Here is a 21,971-nt window from a genome sequence, read left to right as displayed (position 1 = left end):
GCACCTCCAAGGTGCGGGTCCCGGTTTGTGCTGTCCTACATCCGGCAGGAAGGCTTGAACCGCATGACCCGCTCCGCTGAACGCCCGGCACGCCCCGCACGCACCAGTCCGCCGAGGGGCCGCAGCAAGGCCCCCGCAAAGTCCCCGGCCCGCAAGGCAGCTCCCAGGCCTGCTGAATTCACCCTGCCGGAGACCATCACCCCCGCGCTGCCCGCCGTCGAGGCCTTCGCCGAGCTGGACATGCCCGCCGCACTCCTGAAGACCCTCGCGGCCCAGGGTGTGACCGACCCCTTCCCGATCCAGGCAGCGACCCTGCCGAACTCCCTCGCGGGCCGCGACCTGCTCGGCCGCGGACGCACCGGCTCCGGCAAGACGCTGGCCTTCGGGCTCGCGATGCTGGCCCGTATCGCCGGCCGCCGCGCCGAGCCGAAGGCGCCGCTGGCCCTCGTGCTGGTGCCCACCCGTGAGCTCGCGCAGCAGGTCACCGACGCGCTGACGCCGTACGCCACCTCGGTGCAGCTGCGGCTGACCACGGTCGTCGGCGGGATGTCGATCTCCAAGCAGACCGGCGCCCTGCGCCGCGGCGCGGAGGTGCTGGTCGCCACACCGGGCCGGCTCAAGGACCTCATCGAGCGCGGCGACTGCCGCCTCGACCAGGTCGGCATCACCGTGCTCGACGAGGCCGACCAGATGGCCGACATGGGCTTCATGCCGCAGGTCACCGCACTGCTCAAGCAGGTCGAGCCCGGCGGGCAGCGGATGCTCTTCTCGGCCACCCTGGACAAGAACATCGACCGGCTGGTCAAGATGTTCCTCACCGACCCCGTCGTGCACTCGGTGGACCCGTCGGCGGGCGCGGTGACCACGATGGACCACCACGTGCTCTACGTCGCGGACGAGACCGACAAGAAGGCCGTCACCACGCGCATCGCGGCCCGCGACGGCCGGGTGATCCTCTTCCTGGACACCAAGCGCTCCGTGGACCGCCTGGTGAAGCGGCTGCTGGCCAGCGGCGTACGGGCGGGCGGGCTGCACGGCGGCCGTTCCCAGCCGCAGCGCAACCGCACCCTCGACCAGTTCAAGACCGGTCAGGTCACCGCGCTGGTCGCGACCAATGTCGCGGCCCGTGGCATCCACATCGACGACCTCGACCTGGTCGTGAACGTGGACCCGCCCACCGACCACAAGGACTACGTCCACCGCGGCGGGCGCACCGCGCGGGCCGGCGAGTCGGGCAGCGTCGTCACGCTCGTGCTCCCGGAGCAGAAGCGCGACATGACCCGCCTGATGTCGGACGCGGGCATCACGCCCAGGACCGCCCGGGTCAAGTCCAGCGATGAGGAGCTCACCCGGATCACCGGGGCGCAGGAGCCCTCGGGTGTGGCGATCGTGGTCGACGTACCGCAGCAGGCCACCGCGCCGCAGCGCCGCTCCAGGCCCAGCAGGCCCGCGGCCGGGGCGGCCGCGACGGCCGGTCAGGCTCGCGGGAGCCGGGGCCGGCGAGGGGGCCAGGGCCGCGCCGGACAGGGCCAGGGTGCCCAGGGCGGTCAGGGCCGTGGCGGCGCGGGCCGTGGTGCCGGTGGCGGCGGTGGTCAGGGCCGCGGCGGCCAGGGAGGCCGCAGGGCAGCCGCCTGACCACGGAGCGGAGCCGGGCCCTCTCGCGGCCCGGTCCCGCTGACCGCGGGCGGCCTGACACGGCCGCGCGCACCGGCGGCCGGCCGGGGATGACCGGGCCGGCCCTCAGGTATCGCACTCCAGGACCGTGCGGCAGAGCCCGCAGCGAGCCCTGACCCTGCCCCGGACGGGTATCCGTATCCGCTGGTGGCAGATGGGGCAGTCGAAGCTGACGCGCAGTCCGTCAGGCGTCCGCGTGAAGTCGTACGGAAGGCCCGGGGCCGTGCGGCGGCCGTTCTCCAGCGCCTCCTTGCGGTGCTTGGCATAGGCCCTGCGGCCCGACCGGCCCGCCACGGTCAGCGGCGGGTGGGTGCTGTCCCGCGCGGCCCGCGTCCGCCCCTCGGTGTACGCGGTGTACGCCTGCGGGCTGGTGAACCAGACCGACGGGTCCTCGCCGAAGAGCCGCGCCCGCTCGGCCAGGACGTACCCGAACTCCTCCGGGGTGAGATAGCCGAGCTTCTGACGCGACAGGGCGTCCTCGCGGAACGCGTCCAGCAGCAGCCAGCCCGACCCCAGATAGGCGGCCGCGGTGTCGGTGAGGATCTCGTTGTCCCGGGTCCCGGTGAAGCCAAGCCCGAGCCGGTGCAGCAGCACGTGCGTGATCTCGTGGGCGAGAGCCGCCCCGATGTCGGCGCGGTGGGTGCGGAAACGGTCGTTGAGCTCGATGAAGTACTCCGGCCCCGCGGCCAGTTCGACCGACGCCGCGTGCTCCATCGTGCGGAAGGCGACGATCACGCGGGCGTCGGGCAGCCGCAGATGCTGTACCAGTGCACGGGCGACCCGCTGGGTGCCCAGATGCAGGTCGTCCTGGTCGGAGAAGGCGACATCGGCGGGGGCGACGCTCGGCGCGTAGCCGAGGACGCCGTCGTACGAGAGGCGCTTGTGGAGTGCCGTGATGGCCGCCCGCACGGTCCCCAGGTGCGGAAAGCCGTGTACGACCTCGCTGTCGTCCGTCACATCCCCACTCTACGGCCGGGCGGAAACGGCGGACAGCGGCCATTGTCGTGGGAACAGTCCTTTCCGGACCATCGGACCAGGTCCTGTCCGGAAGGGCTTGAGGACCCCTCAGCCCCCACGAGAGGAAGCCCGTTGAACCAGCCAGTGCGCACCATCGGACGGGGCGCCGCCGCCGGCGCCGCCGTACTCGCCGTCCTCAGCCTCCAGCCCGCCCCGGCCTCGGCCACCGCCCCCGAGCCTGTCGTCGGAGGCACCCGGGTGGCGGAGGGGCAGTACCCCTTTATGGTGCATCTCTCCCAGGGATGCGGAGGCTCCCTCTACGCCAAGGACATCGTGCTCACCGCGGCCCACTGCGTCACGGGATCCGGGGCCAACACCTCGATCACCGCGACCGCGGGCTCCGTCGACCTCCAGGGCCCGAACGCCGTCCACATCAAGTCCACCCAGGTCGTCCAGGCCCCCGGCTACGACGGCAAGGGCAAGGACTGGGCGCTGATCAAGCTGGCATCGCCCTTCGAGCTGCCGACGCTGCCCACCGTCACCGATACGGCGTACGACAAGGGCACCTTCACCATCGCGGGCTGGGGCTCGACCAGTGAGGACGGCGCCCAGCAGCGCTATCTGCGGCAGGCGACGGTCCCGTACGTGGCCGACGCGCAGTGCGGACAGGCGTACGGCACGCAGTTCCACGCCGAGGACGAGATCTGCGCCGGGGACGTGGACAAGGGAGGCGTCGACACCTGCCAGGGCGACTCCGGGGGCCCGATGTTCCGCAAGGACGACCAGGGAGCCTGGATCCAGGTCGGGATCGTGAGCTTCGGCCAGGGCTGCGCCGAGAAGGGCTACCCGGGCGTGTACAGCCAGGTGTCCGCGCTCTCGGCGGACATCAGGGCCGCCGCGGCCACGCTGAACTGAGGCCAGGACGGCGCCCGGCCCGCGGGCCGGGTAAAAGACCGGTCAAGGGCGTGGACGGGCGGCCCGGGCAAAGCGCCTGATATCGCTTTAGTCCAAGACCTGTCCCTCCTTTGTCCATAGGCGCACACGCTCCGCCCCTCCATCGTGACGTGCACGGATGATCGTCGCGATGGAGGAGCGAGCGTGCACGAAGAAGACCGAGGGCCCAGCCGCAGGACCGTTGTAGCCGCCACCGCGCTGGCCGGCGTCGGCGCGGCATTCGCCAGCCCGTCCGCCTTCGCGGCGGACGCAGCGACCACGGGCTCCGGGACCGCAGGCGGAGCCGAGGCCGTCCTGCGCTCCGGTGACCTCGACGTACGTGTCGACAGCGGCTTCCCGCGCATCGTGTCGTACACCGACCGCCGGACGGGGGCGCTGCTGCACGGGCAGGAGGACGCCGTCACGTCCGTGCTCATCGACGGAACCCCGCACACCCCTGAGGTGACGTCGAAGCCCGGCCGGGACCGGATCGCGTACACCCTCGCCTTCGACGGCGGTACCGAGATCGGCGTCGAGATCAAGGTCGACGGCTGGCGGACCGACTGGCGGGTCACCCGGATCGCGGACACCGCCGCGCTGCGCGTGGGAACGCTGGAGATCCCCGCCCTCGCCTTCCTCTCCGTGCGCAGCGACCAGCCCGGTGCCACCCTGCTGGCCGCCAAGCTCGACCTGGACAAGGCCAAGAGCGGCGACACCCTGGTGAAGGTCGCCGGGGACAGCGCGGCGGACGCGGCGCCCATCGGCTGCGCGTACGCCGTGGTGGCGCACGACGCGCTCGGCGGGGCAGTCGAGACCAACACGGTCTACGACAAGCCGGCCGACACCCCGGGCGCCACCTGGGAGAACGGCCGTATGTGGCGGCAGACCGTCAAGAAGGACGGCTACGTCAAGGCACAGCTGGCGTGCGGCCAGTGGACGCACCGCGCGGACACCTCGCCGGTGGACGCCACCGAGCCGCTCCCGTACGCGACCGTCATCCTCACCCGGGACCGCAACGGCGACGGCGTGGTCGACTGGCAGGACGCGGCCATCGCCTTCCGCGACATCATGGTGACCCCGCTGGGCGTCGACGACACCCACCTGCGGGTCGTTCCGCACATCCCCTTCAACTTCGCCTCGCAGGCCACCAATCCGTTCCTCGCGACGCTCGACAACGTCAAGCGGGTGTCGCTGGCCACGGACGGGCTGCGCCAGTACACGCTGCTCAAGGGATACCAGTCGGAGGGCCACGACTCCGCCCACCCCGACTACGCGGGCAACTACAACGAGCGGGCCGGCGGCCTCGCCGACATGAACACCCTCGTCGAGGAGGGGAGCAAGTGGAACAGCGACTTCAGCGTGCACGTCAACGCCACCGAGTCGTACCCCGTCGCCCACGCCTTCTCCGAGAAGCTCGTCGACAAGACCGACAAGCAGTGGGACTGGCTCGACCAGTCCTACCGCATCGACTCCCGGCGTGACCTGGTCTCCGGCGACATCATCAAGCGGCTGGGGGACCTGCGGAACGACGCCCATCCGGCGCTCAACGCCATCTACTTCGACGTCTTCCGCGAGTCCGGCTGGAACGGCGACCGGCTCCAGCGGGCGCTGCGCGAGCAGGGCTGGACGGTCAGCAGCGAGTGGGGCCACGGCCTGGAGCGCTCCTCGGTCTGGTCGCACTGGGCGAACGAGACCGACTACGGCGCCGACACCTCGCGCGGCATCAACTCCCAGCTGATCCGCTTCATCCGCAACCACCAGAAGGACGTCTTCTCCAACAAGTGGCCCACGCTGCTGGGCGCCGGACGGATGGGCAACTTCGAGGGCTGGGTCAACAAGACCGACTGGAACGCCTTCTACGACATCATCTGGACCGAGGCGCTGCCCGCGAAGTACCTCCAGGCCTACCCGGTGAAGCGGTGGACCGAGCACGAGATCACCTTCTTCGGCCCCACCGGGACCGTGGTCGGCGACACGGACGGCAACCGCCGCATCACCACCGACGGCCGCGTCGTCTACACCGGCGGCAGCTACCTGCTGCCCTGGGAGCCCCGCAGGGCGACCGACCCGGAGAAGCTCTACCACTACAACCCCAAGGGCGGCACGACCACCTGGCAGCTGCCGCGCGGCTGGGCGCACACCTCGCGCGTCGCGCTCTACCGCCTCACCGACCAGGGCCGGGTGCACACCGGTGACCTGGCGGTCCGCTCGGGCAAGGTCACCGTGGACGCGACCGCGGGCCAGCCCTACGTGCTGTACAGGTCCCGCGCGGGAGCGGTCGACGACCCGCACTGGGGGCAGGGCACGCCGGTGTACGACCCCGGCTTCAACTCCGGTTCCCTGAAGGGCTGGCAGATCCAGGGACCGGCGTCCGTGGCGCGCAACGCCATCGGCGACTACGAGCTGGTGATCGGCGCGGGAGCGGCCACCGCGGTCGGCCAGCGCCTGGGCCGGCTGCCGGCCGGCAGTTATGTGGCCTCGGTGCAGGTGGAGGTCGGCAAGAAGGCGGGGGAGCGGCGCCGGGCCGCCCTGGAGATCCGCACCGCCGACGGTGTCACCGCGGCCAACTGGACCGATACGTCCTGCGCGGGCAACTATGTCGCCGCCGACCGCAAGCACGACACCCGCTTCCAGCGGATGTTCACGTACTTCACCGTCCCGGAGAGCGGCGGCCGGGTCGATCTCACCCTGCGGGCCGCGGCCGGCGACGCGCAGGTGCGCTTCGACAACCTGCGGATCGCCGCGGCGAAGCCCACCCGGAAGGCCGGCGCGCTGGCCTTCGAGGACTTCGAGAACGTCCCGCAGGGCTGGGGCGTCTTCGTCAAGGGCGACGCGGGCGGCTCGACCGACCCGCGGACGCACATCGGGCAGCGGCACGCGCCGTTCACGCAGCGCGGCTGGAACGGCAAGGCGATCGACGACGTCATCGACGGCGGCCAGTCGCTCAAGTCACGCGGTGAGAACGACGGCCTGGTCTACCGGACCGTCCAGCACACCGTCCGCTTCGAGCCGTCCAAGCGGTACCGGGTCTCCTTCCGGTACGAGAACGACACGGCGGGCCAGTACGCCTGGATCACCGGGGTCGACGAGCCCGCCGCGCGCGAGCTGGACCGCAAGGCGCTGCCGGTCGCGACCGCACCCACGCAGCTGAGCTACGAGTTCACCGCGCCGGCCCAGGGTGACGCCTGGGTGGGGCTGCGCAAGGTCGGTGACGACGGCACCGCCGAATTCGCCCTCGACGCCTTCGAGGTGCGCGAGGTGTAGCGGCCGGGAGGCACCCACGGCAGCGGGCCGGTCCTCGGCGGAGGACCGGCCCGCTGTGCGTATCGGCTCAGACCGGCGCACCGGTTCGGCGGAGCGTGAGCCCCGGCTCGTCCTCGGTGGAGCCGTCAGCCCCGGCTCGTCCTCAGCGCAGCGTCAGCCCCGGCTCACCGGCATCCGCCGAGGCCCCCGCGAGTTCCAGCACCCACACCTCGTTCTCGCCCTCGCGCAGCACCGGCCCCGGCACGAACAGCGAGCCCTGGGGCCCCTGCGCCCAGTAGCGGCCCAGACCGAAACCGTTGACCCAGACGAAACCCCGTACCCAGCCGGTCAGCTCCAGCGTCGCGTCCCCCGCACCGCTCACCTGGAAGGTCCCCCGGTGCAGCCCCCGGGCGCCGGAGTCAGGTCCGCCCGGACGCACCGCGCGGAACGGCAGCCTCGCGACCGCAGCCGCGTCGTCGAACGCGTCGAGCCGCAGCCCCTGGGCCCGCACCCCGTGCAGATACTGCCGCTCGTGCAGCACTCCGCCCGTCAGCCCCTTCGGCTCACCCAGCCTGGGCCCGTAGTTGACCCGGCCGAGCGACTCCACCCACAGCTCCACCGACGCGGGCCCCGGCACGAGTGCGCCCAGCTCCGTGCGCACCCCGTCGACGTACAGCTGGGCCACGTCACGCAGCCCAGGCGCGGTCAGCGGGTACGGCTCGCGCGGACCCGGCACCCGTACCCGGTAGCGGACCAGCCCCCGGTCGACGTCCAGTTCCTCGAAGGACGGGGGCGCCCCGGTCACCTGCTCGGGCCCGCCCAGTTCGTCCGCCACCTCGCCGAGCGGCACCCACTCGGGGAGCACCGCCCTGCTGGGCGCCGCCAGGGCGGCCGGGGCGGGCGGCAGCTCCGGAAGCGGCCCGTCCGCGTACGGCGCGAGCACCTCGCGGAAGAGCCAGAACTTCTCCGTCGGCCGCCCGTACTCGTCGACGGGCGCGCCGTAGTCGTACGAGGTCACGGTCGGCTGCAGCTCTCCGTCGTGCAGTTCACCCGAGCGGTTGGCGCCCGCCCAGCCCGCGAAGTTCGTCCCGCCGTGCGCCATGTACAGGTTCACCGATGCCCCGCACTCCAGGATCTCCCGCAGCGCCCGCGCCGCGTCCGCGGGATCCCGTACGACGGGCTCGGCGCCCCAGTGGTCGAACCAGCCGCACCAGAACTCCATGCACATCAGCGGGCCCTTCGGCTGGTGCCGCCGCAGGACGTCGAAGCTCTCGCGCGCGCCCGCGCCGAAGTTGGCCGTGGCCAGCACCCCGGAGACCGAACCACCGGTCAGCATGTGGTCCTCGGGCCCGTCCGACGTGAACAGCGGCACACTTACGCCGAGCGTGCGGAGCAGCCCCGCCAGATGGCGCAGATATGCCTGGTCGGAGCCGTAACTCCCGTACTCGTTCTCGACCTGCACCATGATCACCGGGCCGCCCCGGTCGATCTGCCGGGGGACGACCTCGTGCAGCAGGTGGTGGAACCAGCGTTCCACCTCGCGCAGGTACCCGGCGTCCCGGGTACGCACCCGGGAGCCCAGCGTCCCGGTCAGCCAGTGCGGCAGCCCGCCGTTCTCCCACTCGGCGCAGATGTACGGACCCGGGCGGACGATCGCCCACAGGCCGGCCTCGTGCGCCGCGTCCAGGAACCGGCCGAGGGCCTGCACATCGTGGAAGCGGCCCTGGCGGGGCTCGTGCAGATTCCACGGGACGTACGTCTCCACGGTGTTGAGCCCCATCGCCCGGAGCATGGCCAGCCGGTGCCCCCACTGGTCCTCGTGCACCCGGAAGTAGTGCAGTGCCCCCGAGAGCAGCCGGACCGGCCGCCCGTCGATCCGGAAATCCTCGTCACCCACAGTGAAATCAGCCACGTCGTCACTCTCACCCCTGGCGGCGGCCCGGTCCATGGACAAAGATCAACGCTCATTGGACGCAATGGAACACACCGCCGCCGCGCGGAACGCAGCGTCACGGAGCGCGACAGGGCGCGACAGCACAACGGAACGCCGGAGCGGACAAGAGAACGCAGCGCACAGGAGAACGCAGCGAACAGCCCGTCATGGATCACCACACACCGCACAGGGAGGCCGGAAGAGCGATGTACCACACCTGGATGCGCTACTTCACCCCGAGCCCCGTGCACCACAAGCTCGGCCTCGTCTGCCTCGGCGTGGGCCTCCAGCACGGCACCCTGCCCGCGGTCGGCCCCCGGACCCTCGACCACCACGTCGCCGTCGTGGTCGGCGCGGGCAGCGGCTGGTACCGCGGCGCCGACGGACGCCTCACGACCGTCACGGCGCCCGCACTCATCTGGATCACCCCCGGCACCAGCCACCACTACGGAGCCGACCCGGCCACCGGCTGGGACGAGTCCTTCGTCGACTTCACCGGCCCCGCCACCACGACCTACACCGAACTCGGCTACATCGAACCCGACCGGCCCGTCGTCCCGCTCACCGATGTCGCGGGCGCCCGCGCCGCCGTGGGGCGCATCGTCAGGGCCGCGCGCCGCGGGAACCCGCTGCTCGAAGTGGAGAGCGGGGCCGCGGTACACGAACTGCTCGTCGCGCTGCGCCGCGCCCGCGCCGACACCGACGCAGAAGGCGCCCCCGTCCTCCAGGCGCTGGCCCGCGACGCCTTCCAGCCGCTGACCGTCGCCGAACACGCGGCCCGGCACGGCATGACCCCCGCCGAACTGCGCAACGCGGTACGGCAGGGAGCGGGCTGCAGCCCCAAGGACTACCTCCTGGGCATCCGCCTCGGCCGCGCCAAGGAGCTGCTCGCCGCCACCGATCTGCCGGTCGCCGCCGTTGCCAGACGGGTGGGCTACGACGACCCCGCGTACTTCTCCCGGCTCTTCACCCGCCGGGTCGGGAAAGCCCCCGTCGTCTTCCGCCAGCAGCAGGGCCACACCGTCCCCGGCGGCTGGAGTGACCAGATACCGGACCCCGACGACCCGCCGACGATCACGACGTAAGCTCGACGACCATGACCGAGACAGCCCCGTCCGTACAGGCCGAACTGGACCGCCTGCGCGGATCCATCGACAACATCGACGCCGCCGTCGTCCACATGCTCGCCGAGCGCTTCAAGGCCACCCAGCAGGTCGGCCTCCTGAAGGCGCGGAACCACCTCCCGCCGGCCGACCCGGCCCGCGAGGCCCGCCAGATCGCCCGGCTGCGCAGCCTCGCCGAGAGCGCCAGGCTCGACCCGGCCTTCGCCGAGAAGCTGCTCAACTTCATCGTCGCGGAAGTGATCAGACACCACGAGCGGATCGCGGACGGCTCCCCGGCCGACAGCTGAACCGGGCGCGCCGGACGGCCGGGCACCGGGCGGCGGGCGACGCTCACGCACCGCCCGACCCGCCCGCCCCGGGCACCCCGTGTGACCACTCCGGCACGCTCCCGTACCGACCCGCCCGCAGAACCCCCGACCCCGTGCGCCGGGCCGACGGCGTACGGCACGATGGGCCCATGTCCGTACTGACGCGCGACGAAGCGCAGCTCCGAGCCCAGCTCCTCGATGTCCAGCGGTACACGATCGCACTCGATCTGACCCAGGGCGACGACACCTTCGACTCCCACACCGTCATCGGCTTCACCGCGCGCGCGGCCGGTGACACCTTCGTGGAGATGAAGCCCGCCGAGCTGCGTTCCGTGACCCTCGACGGACAGCCCATCGACCCCGGGACGCTCTCCGGGAACCGGCTCCCGCTGACCGACCTGGCTCCCGGCACGCACGAGCTGCGGGTCGACGCCGCGATGCGCTACTCGCACACCGGCGAGGGCATGCACCGCTTCACCGACCCCACCGACGGCGAGACCTACGTCTACACGCAGCTCTTCATGGAAGACGTCCAGCGGGTGTTCGCAGCCTTCGACCAGCCCGACCTCAAAGCCGTCTTCGAGCTCGGCGTCACCGCCCCCGACGGGTGGAGCGTCCTCGCCAACTCCGTCACCCGGCAGACCCCGGACGGCCACTGGCAGGCCGCGCCCACCGCGCTGATCTCCACCTACCTCGTCGCCGTCACCGCGGGCCCCTGGCACTCCGTGACCACCGAGCACGCCGGGCTCCCCTTCGGCCTGCACTGCCGCCGCTCGCTCGCCCCGTACCTCGACGCGGACGCCGAGGAGATCTTCGGGATCACCCGCGCCTGCTTCGACCGCTACCACGAGAAGTTCGACGAGCCGTACCCCTTCGACTCCTACGACCAGGCCTTCGTACCGGAGTTCAACGCCGGAGCCATGGAGAACCCGGGCCTGGTCACCTTCCGCGACGAGTTCATCTACCGCTCCGCCGTCACCGACACCGAGCGCCAGACCCGCGGCATGGTCATCTCCCACGAGATGGCCCACATGTGGTTCGGCGACCTCGTCACCCTCCAGTGGTGGGACGACATCTGGCTGAACGAGTCGTTCGCCGAGTACATGGGCTACCAGACCCTCGCCGAGGCCACCCGCTTCACCGGCACCTGGGTCGACTTCGCCATCGCCCGCAAGTCCTGGGGCTACGACGCCGACCAGCGCCCCTCCACCCACCCCGTCGCCCCCGACCCGGCCCTCGTCCCCGACACCGCGTCCGCGATGCTCAACTTCGACGGGATCTCCTACGCCAAGGGCGCGTCCGCGCTGCGCCAGCTCGTCGCCTGGCTCGGCGAGAAGGACTTCCTCGCCGGGATCAACGTCCACTTCGCCCGGCACCGCTTCGGCAACGCCACCCTCGCCGACTTCATCGACAACCTGGCGTCCGCCACCGACCGCGACGTCCACGGCTGGGCCGCGCAGTGGCTGGGCACCACCGGAGTCGACACCCTCACCCCCACCATCACCGAGACCGACACCAGCTGGTCTCTGACGGTCGCCCGCACCGGCAGCCGCCCGCACCGCATCGCCGTCGGCGCCTACGACCACGACCCGGTCGACCCCGCCCACCTCGTGCTGCGCGAGCGCTTCGAGCTCGACGTGCCCGGCGACGCCGCCCCGAGGACCTTCCAGAGCCGCCGCCCCGACCTGCTCCTCCTCAACGACGGCGACCTCACGTACGCCAAGGTCCGCCTCGACCCGGCCTCCTGGGAGACCGCCGTACGCGCGCTCTCCGGCCTCCCCGACCCGCTGACCCGCGCCGTCGTCTGGAACGCCGCACGCGACATGGTCCGCGACGGCGAACTGCCGCCCGCCGCCTACCTCGACGCCGCCCTCGCCCACCTCCCGCACGAGTCGGACCTCGCCGTCGTCCAGGGCGTCCTCACCTTCGCCGCCACCCAGATCGCCGACCGCTACCTGCCGGCCGCCGAGCGGCCCGCCGCACTCGCGACCCTCAGTACCATCTGCCGCGCCCTCATCCGCCGCACCGAGGACGGGAACGACAGCGGACTGCGCCTCATCGCCGTACGGCACTTCATCGACGCGGCCACCCAGCCCGACGGCATCCAGGCCTGGCTCGCCGACGGCGGCGTCCCCGGCGGCCCCGAGCTCGACCCCGAGCTGCGCTGGCGCATCCTCCAGCGCCTCGCCGCCCTGGGCGCCGTCGAAGAGAGCGCCATCGACGCCGAACTCGACCGCGATCCCAGCGCGACCGGACAGGAGGGCGCCGCCCGCTGCCGGGCCGCGCTGCCCGCCCCGGAGGCCAAGGCCACAGCCTGGGAGCAGATGTTCACCACCGACGACCTCTCCAACTACCTGTTCACGGCCACCGCCCGGGGCTTCTGGCAGCCCGGACAGGCCGCACTCGTCGCGGAGTACACCGAACGCTTCTACCAGGACGCCATCGCCGTGGCAGACCGCCGCGGCCCGGCCATCGCCGATGCCGCGGGACGCTACGCCTTCCCCGCGTACGAGATCACGCCCGAGGCGCTCGCCCACGGCGAAGCCTGTCTCCGCGACGGCGACATGATCCCCGCCCTGCGCCGCAAGCTCACCGACCAGCTCGACGACCTGCGGCGCGCCCTGGCGGTCCGCGGGGACTGACCACGGGCACGGGGCGGCAGCCCCTTCTACCACTGCGGAGGGCTCCAACTTCCCCCCGCAGCCGGGCAATACCACTTTCGGGTTGAGCTCGTTGTGCTCTTCGGGCGCGCCGCCTGTCCCCCGTACAGGCTGGGGCGACAGCCCCGAGCGCACCGAAGGACACCCGTATGAGCACGCCGCCACTCGCCGGAGGGGCCGCAGGGCCGACCGCCCTGCGGCCCCTCGTCGGTACCGTCCTCGACGCGCTGCACGACGGGGCCGCCGACCGGATCGGACCCCTCCCGCCCGGCGGCCCGCAAGCCGTCGCCGCACGGGTGAGGACCACGGCGCACCCCGTACTGCCCGACAGTGGGACCGGCGCCGAAGAGGCCCTGCGCACCCTGGTCCACACCCTCACCGAAGGCGCCGCCGACCCCGCGGACCCCCGCTGCGCCGCCCATCTGCACTGCCCGCCGCTGGCGGTCGCCGCAGCCGCGGACCTCGCCGCCTCCGCCCTCAACCCCTCGATGGACTCCTGGGACCAGGCACCCGCGGCCTCCGAGCTCGAAGCTCTCGTCACCCGCGCCATCGCCGCCGAGATCTATCCCGCGGGCGAGGCGCTGATCACCACCGGCGGGAGCGAGTCCAACCAGCTCGCGCTGCTGCTCGCCCGGGAACGCCACGGCGCGGTGCGCATCGTCTGCGGCGCCAACGCCCACCACTCCCTGCACCGCGCCGCCTGGCTGCTCGGCCTCCCCGAGCCCCTGACCGTCCCGTCGCCCTCCGGGGTCATCGACCTCGCCGCGCTCGACGAAGCCCTCACCGCCACCCACGGCCCGGTCCTGGTCGCCGCCACCGCCGGCACCACCGACGCCGGGCTCATCGACCCGCTCCCGGAGATCGCCGACCTCTGCGAGCGGCACGGCGCCGAGCTCCACATCGACGCCGCGTACGGCGGCCCGCTCCTCTTCAGCGACCTCCACAGGCCGCTCCTCACCGGGCTCGAACGCGCCGACTCGGTAACCCTCGACCTGCACAAACTCGGCTGGCAGCCGGTCGCGGCCGGCATCCTCGCCGTACCCGGACCCGCCGCCCTGGACGCCCTCACCCACCAGGCCGACTACCTCAACGCCGACGACGACACCGAAGCCGGCCTCCCCGACCTGCTCGGACGCTCCCTGCGGACGACCCGGCGCCCCGACGTGTTCAAGATCGCCGTCACCTTCCGCGCCCTCGGCAGATCCGGCCTCGCCGCGCTCGTCGACCGCACCTGCGCCATCGCCGCAGAGCTCGCCGGTCTCGTGGAGGCCCACCCGGGCCTGGAACTCTACGACCGGCCCACCATCTCGACCGTGCTCTTCCGCCCCACCGGAGCGGACGACGCGACCGTGGCCGCCATCCGCCGCACCCTCCTCACCGGAGGCCACGCCGTCCTCGGCCGGGCCCGCGCGGATGACCGCCTCTGGCTGAAAGCCACCCTGCTCAACCCCCACGCCACCACCGGTGACCTGGAAGCTCTCCTCAAACTCCTGGAAGGCAGTACGCCCCGATGACGGACCAGCAGCCTCCCGAGATCCAGCCCCACGACCTCGTGGGGGTCGGCATCGGACCGTTCAACCTCTCCCTCGCGGCGCTCGCCCATCCCCTCACCGAACTCTCCACCGCCTTCTACGAACAGCGCCCCGCCTTCCAGTGGCACCCCGGGCTGCTCATCGAGGACGCCACCCTCCAAGTGCCCTTCCTCGCGGACCTGGTGACCCTCGCCGAGCCCGCCAGCCCCTGGTCGTTCCTCAGCTACCTCAAGGAGCGCGAGCGGCTCTACCCCTTCTACTTCGCCGAGCACTTCCACATCAGGCGCACCGAGTACGACGCGTACTGCCGCTGGGTCAGCGAGAGCCTGCCGGGCCTCCACTTCGGCCACCAGGTCGACGCCATCCGCTGGAACGCCGAACACGCCCTCTTCGAAGTCGACTTCACCAAGCTCGACGCCGACGGGGAGGCCGAGGCACTCGGCCGGGCACACACCCGCAACCTGGCACTCGGCGTCGGCACCGAGCCGTACATCCCGGAGACCCTCAAGCCGCTCGCCGAAGCGCCCTCGGTGCCCGTCGTGCACTCATCCGACTACCTCGCAAGCCGGGAACAGCTCCTCACCGCGGGGCACATCACCGTCATCGGCGCGGGCCAGTCCGGCGCAGAGATCTTCCTCGACCTGCTCCGGGCCCGCCCCGCGGGCCACGAGAAGATCACCTGGCTCGCCCGGACCGAAGCCTTCGCCCCCATGGAGTACTCCAAGCTCGGCCTGGAGCACTTCACACCCGACTACACCCGCTACTTCCACCGGCTGCCCGAGGCCGCCCGCGACTCACTCGCCCCCCAGCAGTGGCAACTCCACAAGGGCATCGACGCCGAGACCATCGCCGCCATCCACAGCGAGCTCTACCGCCGCACCCAGCACGGCGGCTGGCCCGACGCCGTCCTCACCCCGGGCGTCACCGTCCGCACCGCGGGGCGGGTCGCCACCACCAAGGTCGAACTCCACCTCGAACACATCCGGCAGGGCAGCCGCTCGCGCCTCACCACCGACGCCGTGGTCCTCGCCACCGGCTACCGGGAGCGCCCCGTCGACGGCATGCTCGCAGGACTCGACCCCTACATGCGGCGGGACGCATCCGAGCGCCCCCGCATCGACGACCAGTACCGGCTGCTCCTCGACCCCGCCGTCACCGGCTCCGTGTACGTACAGAACGCCGAACGCCACACCCACGGCGTCGGCGCCCCCGACCTCGGGCTCGCCGCCTGGCGCAGCGCGACGATCCTCAACTCCCTCACCGGCAAGGACCCCTACCCGCTGCCCCGCCGCACGGCCTTCACCAGCTTCGGCCTCGACCGCGAGCACGCACTGCCCCCGCAGCGCCGCCCCGGCCTGGTCCCGCTGGCCGAACGCGGCTGAGCACGGGCACCGGCCGGTCCCGCGGCGGTCCGGGCCACCCGGCCCGGCCCGCCCGCACGACCGGCGGTCCGGGCCCACCGGACAGACCAGGGCCGGACGCGCCGGACTAGAAGACCGGCGTACCGCCCCGCGTCAGCCTCCAGTCCACCGAGGCGAACTCCGACGCGTCCACCGTCCCCTTCGCCTGCACCCAGGCGATGATCGTGTTCCGGATCTCGTCCGAATTGGCCCACAGCTGCTTGGCCGCCGCCACATGCGGGAAGTTCCCGCCCCCGCTCGCCCGGTAGTTGTTCACGGCCAGCACGAACTGCGCCGCAGGATCGATCTCCTTGCCCCCGAAGGACAGCTTGGCGATCCGCGAGCCGGCCGCCCCTGCGATGTCGATCTCGTACGTCACACCCGACACCGCGTCGTAGTTGTAGTCCGGGGTGTCGTCCGCGTTCGTCAGCTTCGACGTGTCCACCGGCCCACCCGCCGGGGTCTGCACGTAGTAGCGCGCAGAGAACTCCAGATACTCCTTGATCTGCGCACCCGTCAGCAGCCGCGCCTCCAGCGTGTTCTCGAACGGGTAGAGACCCGCGGCATCCTTGATCGTGACGTTCCCCGCCGGGATCTGCGCCGTACGCGAGAAGCACGAGGCCTGCGAGAGCACCGGCAGCGCCGCGTACTCACCACCCGCAAGCGCCGCCTTCACCGTGTCGGTCTGGACCGCGTTGATCAGATCGATGATCGGCTCGTCCTTCCACGGCGCGTCGGCCGTGGTCATCGCCACGGCCGACGTACCGATCACCTGGTTGACGTACGCCACGACCTTCTTGTGCTCGTCCGTCAGCAGCTTGACGAGCTTCGGGTCCTCGGCCGCCGTGTTGGAGTTCAGCACGCGCGCACCGGCCTTCTCGACCGACCAGCGTCCCTTCTCCCACACCAGGTCGAAGTCGAAGACCGTGAGCCGCTCACCCCACATCAGCGGCTCGGAGAGCACGACCTGCTTCCCGGTCTTCTTGTTCTCCACGAACTTCTCGGGGATCTCCAGATGCGCGTGACCCACCAGGATCGCGTCGATCCCCGGCACCTGCTCCGCCACGAGAGCGGCCGCGTTCTCCACATACGGGATCTGGTCACCGTACGAGGAGGTGCCACTGGCACCCGAGTGCGCCGCCACGATCACCACATCGGCGCCCATGGAACGCAGCCGCGGAACGTACTTCGCCGCCTGCTCCTCAAGCCCCGGGAACACCATCTTGCCCTGGACGTTCGCCTTGTCCCAGATGGCGATACCCGGGTTCGTCAGACCGAGGACAGCGACCTTCACATCCCGGCCGTGCGGGGTACGCAGCGTCTTGAAGACATACGGGGCGAACGCGGGCTTCAGCGTCTTCGCATCCAGGGCATTGGCCCCCAGCAGCGGGAAGCGGCACTGCTCCTCGAACTTCCGCAGCACCGGAATGCCGTAGTTGAACTCGTGGTTGCCGAGCGCCGCCGCGTCATAGCCGATGTGGTTCATCGCCTGCGCCATGGGGTGCACCGGGCCGTGCTTCGCCGTGATCGGGTCGATCTTCGCGTAGTAGTAGGAGAGCTGGGTGCCCTGGATGGTGTCACCCGCGTCGATCATCAGGGTGTTGTGACGCCCCTTCTCCGCACGGATCCCGCTGACCAGCGTCGAGATCTTCGCCAGACCGACATCGTTGTGCGCCGCGTCGTCGAACTCCTTGTCCGTGAAGTAGTCCCAGTTGAAGACGTGGCCGTGCAGGTCGGTCGTCCCCATCACGGTGAACGAGTACCGCTGCTGCGGACGGCCGTGGCCATGGCCGCGGCCGTGGGCCCCGGCAGGCACCGCCGTGCCTCCGGCGATGGCCACACCGGCGCCCGCGGCGGCCGAAGTACCCAGGAACGTCCTACGGTTGAGCGGCATCTCGTCTCCCTAGTCACGAAGCACAACGCGCGTAGATGCGAACTGCACCCATACACAACGCGCGTAGATTCTGACCCGGGAGCCACGGTCCGCAACAGTCCCCGCACGTTTCGATCTGGTGACCGCCGACTGTCGTACCGGGGTGCGACAGTGGGGAACATGACCGACGAAGCCCCGCAGACAGCAGCCCCGTACGGCACTCCCGCCACACCCCGCATCGCCGTCCGCGGTGAGGCGGCCCTGGAAGTCGATCCCGAGACCGCCACCCTCACCGTCACCGCGAGCGCCCGCGGCAAGGACAGGCGGTCGGTCCTGCAGGACCTCACCCGGCGCAACGCCGCCCTGCTCGAACTGGCCAGGGGATACGGCGCAGCCGTCGAGAAGCTGGAGAGCGGAGCGCTCTCGGCCGGCCCCGAACCGGCCCCGCACGGCCGCGGCGAGCGGATCCGCGCCTACTCCGGCCACGTCCGCATCACCATGGTCCTCAACGACTTCACCGCACTCGGCGACCTCACCTCCCGCCTCACCGGCGTGGAGCTGACCCGCGTCGACGGCCCCTGGTGGGCGCTGCGCCCCGGCTCACCCGCCCACCGTGAGGCTCGCCGCCAGGCCGTGCAGGACGCCGTCACCCGCGCCCGTGAGTACGCGGAGGCGCTCGGCGCCGAGCTCTCCGCACTCGTCGAGCTCTCCGACCCGGGCGCGGAGGGGGCACGCCAGCCCGCCCCCGGATTCGCGGCCGGGCGCGCATTCGGTGCGCCGGCGCCCGGCGGGGCGGAAGAGCCGCCCGCCATCGACCTCGAACCACAGCGCCAGACCGTCCACGCGCAGGTGAATGCCCGTTTCACCATGACACCGCCCGCCCTCTGACCAGCCCGCCCGCCCCGTTCCCGGAATGCTGCCCGGGACGTCCGGAGGGGGCTCCCGGACGGGGCTTCCGGAATTGCTCATCAGAGCGCGCCTGCGCACAGTTCAACAGTTGTCAATACCCTTTCATGTAAAGGCGGTTGAGTCGTCATGTGCGACCCATCACTTACCCATCGGTAAGGCATACGCTCGAACCATGCGCCGAGCGAAAATCGTTTGTACCCTGGGCCCCGCGACCGACTCGTACGACCAGATCAAGGCACTGGTCGAGGCCGGAATGGACATGGCCCGATTCAATCTCAGCCATGGCAGTTACGCCGAGCACGAGGAGCGGTTCCACCGGGTGCGCAAGGCGGCCGAGGAGACCGGTCGCAGCGTCGGCATCCTCGCCGATCTTCAAGGCCCGAAGATCCGCCTCGGGCGTTTCGCCGAGGGGCCCGTACTCCTTGAACGCGGTGACGAGTTCACCATCACCGTGGCCCCCGGTGCGCGGGGCGACCGGAGCAGCTGCGGCACCACCTACGGCGGCCTCGCCGGTGATGTGGCCGCCGGCGAGCGCATCCTCGTCGACGACGGCAGGGTCGCGCTCGAAGTCACCTCGGTGGAGGGCCCCCGGGTCCACACCCTGGTCGTCGAGGGCGGCATGGTCTCCGACCACAAGGGGCTCAACCTGCCCGGAGTCGCGGTGTCCGTCCCCGCGATGTCCGACAAGGACGCCGAGGACCTCCGCTGGGCGCTGCGGACGGGCGCCGACGTCATCGCGCTCTCCTTCGTGCGCAGCGGTCAGGACATCGACGAGGTGCACCGCATCATGGCGGAGGAGGGGCGCACGCTCCCGGTCATCGCCAAGATCGAGAAGCCGCAGGCCGTCGAGAACATCGACGGCATCGTCGCGGCCTTCGACGGCATCATGGTCGCCCGCGGTGACCTCGGTGTCGAAATGCCCCTCGAACAGGTCCCGATCGTGCAGAAACGCGCCGTCAAGCTCGCCCGGCGCAATGCCAAGCCGGTCATCGTCGCCACCCAGATGCTCGACTCGATGATCGACAACTCCCGCCCCACCCGCGCCGAGGCCTCGGACGTCGCCAACGCGGTGATCGACGGCACCGACGCCGTGATGCTCTCCGGCGAGACCAGCGTCGGCAAGTACCCCGTCGAGACCGTCCGCACGATGGGCCGCATCGTCGAGGCCGCCGAGGAGGACATCCTCGCCCGGGGGCTGCCCCCGCTGAGCGACCACAACAAGCCCCGGACCCAGGGCGGCGCCGTGGCTCGCGCGGCGGCCGAGATGGGCGACTTCCTCGGCGCGAAGCTGCTCGTGGCCTTCACCCAGTCCGGCGACACCGCCAAGCGGCTTTCGCGCTACCGCTCACCGATCCCGCTGCTGGCCTTCACCCCGGACCCGGCGACCCGCGCCCAGCTCACCCTGTCCTGGGGCGTGGAGACCTACCTCGGCCCGCACGTGGATTCCACGGACGAGATGGTCGCCCAGGTCGACGAAATGCTCCTGGAGGCGGGGCGCTGTCGCAAGGGCGACATCGTGGTGATCACCGCGGGCTCCCCGCCCGGCGTCGCGGGCTCCACCAACCTGGTCCGCGTCCACCATGTCGGGGAGGACGACTCCCCGAAGTAACCGACGGGGCAGGAGAAGTGGGCCCCTCGGATGCGCTGCTCGAGGGGCCTCCGGGCTCAGTACTTGGGGCCCACATGTTCATCCATGAGCGCAACGGATCCGCGCTTGGCTACGGAGATATTGTACGGTCGGCCGCGGCGGTTGCAGCTTTTCCATTCGACCCCGAGAGTGTCGAGTGTGTCGGTGTACAGACGGCGAATGTCGTCGGACACGTTGGTGAACCAGTATCTGGGGTATTCGTAGCGCTTCCGCTCGCCGTCGACGATGCGGGTGGTCCAGTTCACGTTCCGGCATCCGTCCGAGTGGATCAAGCCGCGTACAAAGGACCACGGATGCGCATCGACTAAGACTTGCTGCCACGTCGCCAGGCGTATGAGGCGGTCGTGTTTCTTGCCGGGACCATGCTGCGGGAAGAAGCATGGCCAGTGTTTGCTATAGCTGGTGACGGCAACGCACCCCTCCTTCTGGATCACACAGAGGGAATCGCTTGGACTGATGGCGTTGATCGCGTTGCGGCACTCAGCGATCAGCCCAGGCCAGGAGTTGGAGCAGGCGACGCGTAAGTAATACCCGCCCTTGGAGTGAGGGCTGATGCAGCCATCGCCGAGGTACAGGCCTAGCAGGTATGAGTACGCGGCACTGTCGTCGGGGAGTCCGGGGCGGCATATTGCACACGGGACCAGCCAGTGGTGGGCAAGCGGTTCCGTCTGGGTTTGCCAGTCACGGATTGTCGACCGCGAGACCCCGGTTCGTTTACTGACAGCGTTGAGGCTGCCGCCCTGATCAACGAGTTCCAGTGCGAGCTTCCGTGTGCTGAGATCGTACATGGAAGCGAGACTGGCCCGGTCTTCGCTGCTGCGCATCGACTCGACGAGGAGTTCACTGGGGCGAGTGAAGATCGCCAATGGGTTGTGAAGCTTGGAATCGAAGGTAAAGTGCCCTGGGTGGGATTCGAACCCACGCTGTCGGTGGTTTGAGCACCGTGTCTCTTCCGCTGGACTACCAGGGCTTGCCTTGAGATCAAAGGTCAGCGGCGACCCGCCGTGACTCAAACATACAGGAGCTAGGTAGGCTCAGGTAGCAGCACCTGCCATGAATCGAGGAGCCCCCGTGACCGCCCCCGAGTCGCCCCAGCCCGTCGCCGACGACGACGACAAGTCGCACGTCCCGCCGCTGACGACCCGTGTCGTCATCGCCGAGGACGAGGCCCTCATCCGCCTCGACCTCAAAGAGATGCTCGAAGAAGAGGGCTACGCGGTCGTCGGTGAAGCCGGTGACGGTCAGCAGGCCATCGAGCTGGCCCGTGAGCACCGGCCCGATCTGGTGATCCTCGATGTGAAGATGCCCGTCCTCGACGGGATCTCCGCAGCCGAGAAGATCACCGAGGAGTCCATCGCACCGGTCCTGATGCTGACGGCGTTCTCGCAGCGCGACCTCGTGGAGCGGGCCCGGGACGCCGGAGCGATGGCGTACCTCGTGAAGCCGTTCTCGAAGAGCGACGTCGTCCCCGCCATCGAGATGGCCGTCTCCCGCTTCACCGAGCTGAAGGCCCTGGAGCAGGAGGTCGCGGACCTCTCGCAGCGGCTGGAGACGCGGAAGCTGGTGGACCGCGCCAAGTCGGTGCTGCAGACGCAGTACGGGCTGACCGAGCCCGCCGCTTTCCGGTGGATCCAGAAGACGTCGATGGACCGCCGGATGTCGATGCAGCAGGTCGCCGAGGCGGTCATCGAGGACGCCGAGGAGAAGAAGGCGGCCAAGGAGCAGTAGGCACCGCCGCGACGGTGAACAGCCGGACGGCCCGCCCCGGGAGATCGGG

15 protein-coding genes and 1 tRNA gene are annotated in these 21,971 nt (G+C 70.9%); 11 read left to right on the top strand and 5 right to left on the bottom strand.

What is annotated here, in order from left to right:
* Positions 1 to 63: 63 nt before the first annotated feature.
* Positions 64 to 1,635, top strand: coding sequence for a DEAD/DEAH box helicase (locus tag OG917_RS08555; protein WP_328316948.1), 1,572 nt, complete (start codon positions 64 to 66; stop codon positions 1,633 to 1,635).
* A 105-nt stretch (positions 1,636 to 1,740) separates the two neighbouring features.
* Here the strand turns inward: OG917_RS08555 and OG917_RS08550 are convergent, their stop codons facing one another.
* Complete coding sequence (locus OG917_RS08550; protein WP_328316947.1) at positions 1,741 to 2,631, bottom strand: hypothetical protein; 891 nt, start codon at positions 2,629 to 2,631, stop codon at positions 1,741 to 1,743.
* A gap of 132 nt (positions 2,632 to 2,763) precedes the next feature.
* On the opposite strand from OG917_RS08550, the gene OG917_RS08545 reads away from it, so the two are divergent.
* Positions 2,764 to 3,546, top strand: a complete 783-nt coding sequence (locus OG917_RS08545; RefSeq protein WP_328316946.1) for a S1 family peptidase — start codon at positions 2,764 to 2,766, stop codon at positions 3,544 to 3,546.
* Between the two features lie 183 nt (positions 3,547 to 3,729).
* Positions 3,730 to 6,828, top strand: coding sequence for an endo-alpha-N-acetylgalactosaminidase family protein (locus OG917_RS08540; RefSeq protein WP_328316945.1), 3,099 nt, complete (start codon positions 3,730 to 3,732; stop codon positions 6,826 to 6,828).
* A gap of 142 nt (positions 6,829 to 6,970) precedes the next feature.
* On the opposite strand, the gene OG917_RS08535 is transcribed toward OG917_RS08540, so the two are convergent.
* On the bottom strand, positions 6,971 to 8,719 hold the full coding sequence (locus tag OG917_RS08535) for a glycoside hydrolase family 35 protein (protein ID WP_328316944.1): 1,749 nt from the start codon (positions 8,717 to 8,719) through the stop codon (positions 6,971 to 6,973).
* A gap of 227 nt (positions 8,720 to 8,946) precedes the next feature.
* On the opposite strand from OG917_RS08535, the gene OG917_RS08530 reads away from it, so the two are divergent.
* The 5 genes from OG917_RS08530 to OG917_RS08510 all read left to right on the top strand — a co-directional run bounded on the left by OG917_RS08530 (position 8,947) and on the right by OG917_RS08510 (position 15,746).
* On the top strand, positions 8,947 to 9,825 hold the full coding sequence (locus OG917_RS08530; protein WP_328316943.1) for a helix-turn-helix domain-containing protein: 879 nt from the start codon (positions 8,947 to 8,949) through the stop codon (positions 9,823 to 9,825).
* Between the two features lie 11 nt (positions 9,826 to 9,836).
* Positions 9,837 to 10,151 carry a chorismate mutase gene (locus OG917_RS08525; protein ID WP_328316942.1) on the top strand — a complete coding sequence of 105 codons (315 nt, stop codon included), beginning with the start codon at positions 9,837 to 9,839 and terminating at the stop codon, positions 10,149 to 10,151.
* A 170-nt stretch (positions 10,152 to 10,321) separates the two neighbouring features.
* Positions 10,322 to 12,814, top strand: coding sequence for an aminopeptidase N (gene pepN, locus OG917_RS08520; RefSeq protein ID WP_328316941.1), 2,493 nt, complete (start codon positions 10,322 to 10,324; stop codon positions 12,812 to 12,814).
* 167 nt (positions 12,815 to 12,981) lie between these two features.
* Positions 12,982 to 14,346 carry a pyridoxal phosphate-dependent decarboxylase family protein gene (locus tag OG917_RS08515; RefSeq protein WP_328316940.1) on the top strand — a complete coding sequence of 455 codons (1,365 nt, stop codon included), beginning with the start codon at positions 12,982 to 12,984 and terminating at the stop codon, positions 14,344 to 14,346.
* Positions 14,343 to 15,746, top strand: a complete 1,404-nt coding sequence (locus OG917_RS08510; protein ID WP_328316939.1) for a lysine N(6)-hydroxylase/L-ornithine N(5)-oxygenase family protein — start codon at positions 14,343 to 14,345, stop codon at positions 15,744 to 15,746. The genes OG917_RS08515 and OG917_RS08510 overlap by 4 nt, the downstream gene beginning before the upstream one ends.
* 106 nt (positions 15,747 to 15,852) lie before the next feature.
* Here the strand turns inward: OG917_RS08510 and OG917_RS08505 are convergent, their stop codons facing one another.
* Positions 15,853 to 17,658 carry a bifunctional metallophosphatase/5'-nucleotidase gene (locus OG917_RS08505; RefSeq protein ID WP_328316938.1) on the bottom strand — a complete coding sequence of 602 codons (1,806 nt, stop codon included), beginning with the start codon at positions 17,656 to 17,658 and terminating at the stop codon, positions 15,853 to 15,855.
* Between the two features lie 159 nt (positions 17,659 to 17,817).
* Here OG917_RS08505 and OG917_RS08500 point away from each other — a divergent pair, with 159 nt between their 5' ends.
* Both OG917_RS08500 and pyk read left to right on the top strand, forming a co-directional pair.
* The gene (locus tag OG917_RS08500) at positions 17,818 to 18,525 is read left to right on the top strand and encodes an SIMPL domain-containing protein (RefSeq protein WP_328316937.1); all 708 of its coding nucleotides are present in this window, start codon (positions 17,818 to 17,820) and stop codon (positions 18,523 to 18,525) included.
* 193 nt (positions 18,526 to 18,718) lie between these two features.
* Positions 18,719 to 20,155, top strand: coding sequence for a pyruvate kinase (gene pyk / locus OG917_RS08495; RefSeq protein ID WP_328316936.1), 1,437 nt, complete (start codon positions 18,719 to 18,721; stop codon positions 20,153 to 20,155).
* A gap of 56 nt (positions 20,156 to 20,211) precedes the next feature.
* On the opposite strand, the gene OG917_RS08490 is transcribed toward pyk, so the two are convergent.
* Complete coding sequence (locus OG917_RS08490) at positions 20,212 to 20,982, bottom strand: helix-turn-helix domain-containing protein (RefSeq protein WP_328316935.1); 771 nt, start codon at positions 20,980 to 20,982, stop codon at positions 20,212 to 20,214.
* A gap of 109 nt (positions 20,983 to 21,091) precedes the next feature.
* Positions 21,092 to 21,164, bottom strand: a tRNA-Leu gene (locus tag OG917_RS08485).
* A 101-nt stretch (positions 21,165 to 21,265) separates the two neighbouring features.
* On the opposite strand from OG917_RS08485, the gene OG917_RS08480 reads away from it, so the two are divergent.
* A complete protein-coding gene (locus OG917_RS08480; RefSeq protein WP_328316934.1) occupies positions 21,266 to 21,922 on the top strand; it encodes an ANTAR domain-containing response regulator in 657 nt (218 codons plus the stop codon).
* Positions 21,923 to 21,971 lie beyond the last annotated feature (49 nt).

The sequence above is a fragment of the Streptomyces sp. NBC_00388 genome (assembly GCF_036061255.1).
In the GTDB taxonomy this organism is placed as follows: Bacteria; Actinomycetota; Actinomycetes; order Streptomycetales; family Streptomycetaceae; genus Streptomyces.
This window is presented reverse-complemented; position numbering and strand designations above follow the sequence as displayed.

What these genes read in the sequence shown, in the direction of transcription:
- OG917_RS08555 (WP_328316948.1), top strand. Translation starts at nt 64, where the DNA reads ATGACCCGCTCCGCTGAACGCCCGGCACGCCCCGCACGCACCAGTCCG.
- OG917_RS08530 (WP_328316943.1), top strand. Translation starts at nt 8,947, where the DNA reads ATGTACCACACCTGGATGCGCTACTTCACCCCGAGCCCCGTGCACCAC.
- OG917_RS08525 (WP_328316942.1), top strand. Translation starts at nt 9,837, where the DNA reads ATGACCGAGACAGCCCCGTCCGTACAGGCCGAACTGGACCGCCTGCGC.
- pepN (WP_328316941.1), top strand. Translation starts at nt 10,322, where the DNA reads ATGTCCGTACTGACGCGCGACGAAGCGCAGCTCCGAGCCCAGCTCCTC.
- OG917_RS08515 (WP_328316940.1), top strand. Translation starts at nt 12,982, where the DNA reads ATGAGCACGCCGCCACTCGCCGGAGGGGCCGCAGGGCCGACCGCCCTG.
- OG917_RS08510 (WP_328316939.1), top strand. Translation starts at nt 14,343, where the DNA reads ATGACGGACCAGCAGCCTCCCGAGATCCAGCCCCACGACCTCGTGGGG.
- OG917_RS08505 (WP_328316938.1), bottom strand. Translation starts at nt 17,658, where the DNA reads ATGCCGCTCAACCGTAGGACGTTCCTGGGTACTTCGGCCGCCGCGGGC.
- OG917_RS08500 (WP_328316937.1), top strand. Translation starts at nt 17,818, where the DNA reads ATGACCGACGAAGCCCCGCAGACAGCAGCCCCGTACGGCACTCCCGCC.
- pyk (WP_328316936.1), top strand. Translation starts at nt 18,719, where the DNA reads ATGCGCCGAGCGAAAATCGTTTGTACCCTGGGCCCCGCGACCGACTCG.
- OG917_RS08490 (WP_328316935.1), bottom strand. Translation starts at nt 20,982, where the DNA reads ATGTACGATCTCAGCACACGGAAGCTCGCACTGGAACTCGTTGATCAG.